Source organism: Mesorhizobium sp. M7A.F.Ca.US.005.03.2.1 (genome assembly GCF_003997795.1).
Taxonomy (GTDB): Bacteria; Pseudomonadota; Alphaproteobacteria; order Rhizobiales; family Rhizobiaceae; genus Mesorhizobium; species Mesorhizobium ciceri.
The window spans coordinates 1-3,252 of the sequence record NZ_RZRP01000723.1; the positions used below are offsets into that span (position 1 = coordinate 1).

5 protein-coding genes are annotated in these 3,252 nt (G+C 62.7%); 3 read left to right on the forward strand and 2 right to left on the reverse strand.

Annotated elements, in window-relative coordinates; genetic code table 11:
* The coding region (locus EN991_RS40410; protein WP_206519273.1) for a hypothetical protein at nt 1-194 on the forward strand (194 nt) is incomplete at its 5' end.
* Between the two features lie 103 nt (nt 195-297).
* Here EN991_RS40410 and EN991_RS29055 read toward each other — a convergent pair.
* Both EN991_RS29055 and EN991_RS40040 read right to left on the reverse strand, forming a co-directional pair.
* Nucleotides 298-531: a hypothetical protein gene (locus tag EN991_RS29055; RefSeq protein ID WP_013529962.1), complete on the reverse strand. Its 234-nt coding sequence runs from the start codon at nt 529-531 to the stop codon at nt 298-300.
* 39 nt (nt 532-570) lie between these two features.
* On the reverse strand, nt 571-873 hold the full coding sequence (locus EN991_RS40040; RefSeq protein WP_024504541.1) for a hypothetical protein: 303 nt from the start codon (nt 871-873) through the stop codon (nt 571-573).
* A 253-nt stretch (nt 874-1,126) separates the two neighbouring features.
* Here EN991_RS40040 and EN991_RS29065 point away from each other — a divergent pair, with 253 nt between their 5' ends.
* On the forward strand, nt 1,127-1,843 hold the full coding sequence (locus EN991_RS29065) for a response regulator transcription factor (protein ID WP_013529960.1): 717 nt from the start codon (nt 1,127-1,129) through the stop codon (nt 1,841-1,843).
* Nucleotides 1,840-3,246 (forward strand): ATP-binding protein, encoded by a 1,407-nt coding sequence (locus tag EN991_RS29070; protein ID WP_024504540.1) that lies wholly within the window; start codon nt 1,840-1,842, stop codon nt 3,244-3,246. Before EN991_RS29065 ends, EN991_RS29070 begins: the two co-directional genes overlap by 4 nt.
* Nucleotides 3,247-3,252 lie beyond the last annotated feature (6 nt).

The window sequence follows — 3,252 nt, forward strand, 5'->3', positions numbered from 1 at the left end:
GGATAAGCACTCTGGCGAGGCCGGTGGCAACCAGACCGCCGATCACCATCGAGCGCAAAATGGACGAAAGCCGCTTCTTCATGCGGATTGTCCTACACGGCCGGCGTTGCAAACGGGTTAAGTGTCAGTCGAGGCGGAAGCTGCCGGTGCCAGACTTCGCCAAAGATCAGTTGAACCCATCGACCGCTTCATAGCCAATGTCAGGGCTTCAGCGGCTCGGACAGGAAGAAGGCCGCTCCAACCGAAACCAGCTGGAGCGGCCTTGGTCAACAGGCCGGCATTTTATGCCGGACCTTATCAGGTCTTCGGGGCGTCCTTCTTGACGGCCTTCTCAGCAGCCTTCTTGTGCTTCTTGACGGTCTTCTTGACGACCTTCTTCGGAGCAGCCTTGGCCGGAGCAGCAGTCGCCGGAGCGGTGGTCGTCGAAGCAGCCGGAGCAGCGGTCGTGGTGGCGGCGGCGTTGCCGAGAGCCGGCATCGCGAAAGCGAGAGCGACGGCGAGACCGGTTGCGGAGAGGATGGACTTTTTCATGGCTTCGTTTCCTTTTTATGCGGGTCAAGTTTCGGAGCGTTACTGAACCGGGTCGTTCGGCGTCACTCCAAGCAGCTTCAAAGCATTGGCGAGCATCCGGATGCCCTGTGCCTGTTTCTTGGCGGCGCAGTACCGGTTGCCCTTTCTCTGAAGTGCCTTTGCCGCGGTGACCTGCGTTGCCGTGGCATGGGTTTCGAGGGCTTCATCAAATTGGTGGCTGAGATTGGCGCACCGTTCGCTCCGGGTTGTGAGCGTCGCCTTTGCGTCCGATTGTCCGACAGCGGCAGTGACCAGGCAGAAGCCCAGCAACGCACCCAACAAACTGATCGACAACCTTGGCATCGGTTTATCCGTAAACCCGGAGACTAGCGTCGCAGCCGATGACCTGACCGCCACGAGATCAGTTATGCCTTTGAAATTTTTCAGGAGTTTTTCTGAACTGTAGAATTTTGTTTCTGGAGTGTGTCTGAGAAAGCCGGTGTGAACCCCATCATAGCCACTGGCCAACATATGGCCTGAATTCTATCGTGTGGGTTGCGACCGAAGGGCTTGGCAATCAAAGACAGAAGGGCTTGGCAACAATGACAGGGCTGCTGTGAAATCCGATGCACACATACTGATCGTCGACGACGACAAGGGCATCCGCGACCTGCTGCAGGAATTCTTCCAGAAGCGGGGCCTGCACACCTCGGTTGCCGCCGACGGCATCGAGATGGAGACCATCCTGCGGCGCGTCCAGGTGGACCTCATCGTCCTCGACGTGATGCTGCCCGGCAAAAGCGGGCTGGAGCTGTGCCGCGACCTGCGCGCCCAGTATTCGACGCCGATCATCATGCTGACCGCCGTCACCGAGACGACCGACCGCGTCGTCGGCCTGGAAATGGGCGCCGACGACTATGTGCCCAAGCCCTTCGACCCGCGCGAGCTTTTGGCGCGCATCCGGGCCGTGCTCAGGCGCAATGGCGCCGCCGAGCCGAAGCGCGCCACCACCAAGCAGATCTACCGCTTCGCCGGCTGGACGATGGACTGTGCCCGGCGCCGGCTGATCGCACCCGACGATGTCAGGGTCGAGCTGACCATGGCCGAATTCAACCTGCTGCAGACCTTCGTCAAGAGTGCGCAGCGTGTGCTGACCCGCGACCAACTCATCGAATTGTCCGGCGGCGACAGCGACTATTCCTTCGACCGCAGCATCGACATCCTGGTCAGCCGGTTGCGGCGCAAGATGGAGGACGACCCGAAGACGCCCAAGCTGATCCTGACCGTACGCAGCGGCGGCTACCAGTTCCTGCCCGAGACGACCTCCGAATGAGACGTTTCCTGCCGCAGACCTTGCCTGTCTGGGTGCTGCTGATCGTCATTGCCGGCCTGCTGATCAGCCAGGTCGCGACCCTCTACATCGTCTCGCGCGACCGCGCTGCCGCCAACGACGTCGTCGACCTCTACCGGCTCAACGACCGTGCCTTCTCGCTGGTGCAGCTCATGCATGACGCCAGTCCGGACGAGCGCAAGGCGACGGCGACCGGCCTGTTCAACTCCACCTACGCGCTCACCGTTTCGGACACGCCGGCGGTCACTTCGTCGATCGCCGGCGACGACGAACTGGCCGAACTCGAAGACATCCTCGTCGGCCGGCTGTCCAAATTCGGCATCACCGATGCACGCGTGCGCCGCGATCCGGCGACGCGCGAGGCCGACGACGCGGACGGCACGACGCCAGGACCCGACATCGGCCAGGTCGAGCGCGACCTTCTGGTGCTGGCCGCCGACTTCGCCCAGAGCGACAAGCTGACGGCATCGCTGCGCTTCGCCGACGGCCAATGGCTGAATTTCACCGAACCGATCACGCCCGTCGGCCCGATCCTGAGCTTCGACAGCCTGCCGCTCTATTCGCTGATCGCAGGGCTGGTGGTGATCATGTCGATCTGGTCACTGCGCCGGCTGACGGCGCCCTACCGGATGATGGAAACCGCCGTGAACCGGATCGGCAAGGATCTGAAGAGCCCGCCGATCGCCGAGAGCGGCAGCCGCGAGGTGCGTGCCGCCGCCAAGGCGATCAATGCCATGCAGGCGAGATTGCGCGAATATGTCGAGGACCGCGAACATCTGGCGGCGGCACTGGCGCATGACCTGCGCACGCCGATGACCAGGATGCGCCTGCGCCTGGAGCTGTTGCGCAAATCGGCGGTCCGCGAGGCGCTGGCCCACGATCTCGCCGATGTCGAGAGCATTGCCAGTTCGGTGATCGACTTTGCCACCTTCGAAGTGACCGAGGAAAAGAACGAACGCATCGATTTCTGGTCGCTCGTGGAATCGATCGCCGACGGCTATGACGACGTATCGTTCGACGACGAGACCCGTTCGCGCGGGCTGATCTGCATGGCGCGGCCGGTCGCGCTCAAGCGCTGCGTCACCAATCTGGTGCAGAACGCGGTCACCTACGGCAAGAAGGCGCATCTTTCGCTGCGCCGGTCGGAGGACATGATCCTGCTCACCATCCGCGATGAAGGGCCTGGCATACCGCAGGCGCAGATCGACGCCGTGTTCGGCTCGTTCGTGCGCCTCGAACAATCGCGCAACCGCCAGACCGGCGGTCTTGGCCTCGGCCTGACCATTGCCCGCAACATCGCGCGCGCCGCAGGTGGCGAGATCCGCCTGTCCAACAATCCCGGCGGCGGCCTGCTGACCCAACTGCGCCTGCCGCTGGCGGCATAAAAACAA

Excerpts from the sequence above, each read along its gene's own strand:
- EN991_RS29055 (WP_013529962.1), bottom strand. The coding sequence starts at position 531 with ATGAAAAAGTCCATCCTCTCCGCAACCGGTCTCGCCGTCGCTCTCGCT.
- EN991_RS29070 (WP_024504540.1), top strand. The coding sequence starts at position 1,840 with ATGAGACGTTTCCTGCCGCAGACCTTGCCTGTCTGGGTGCTGCTGATC.
- EN991_RS40040 (WP_024504541.1), bottom strand. The coding sequence starts at position 873 with ATGCCAAGGTTGTCGATCAGTTTGTTGGGTGCGTTGCTGGGCTTCTGC.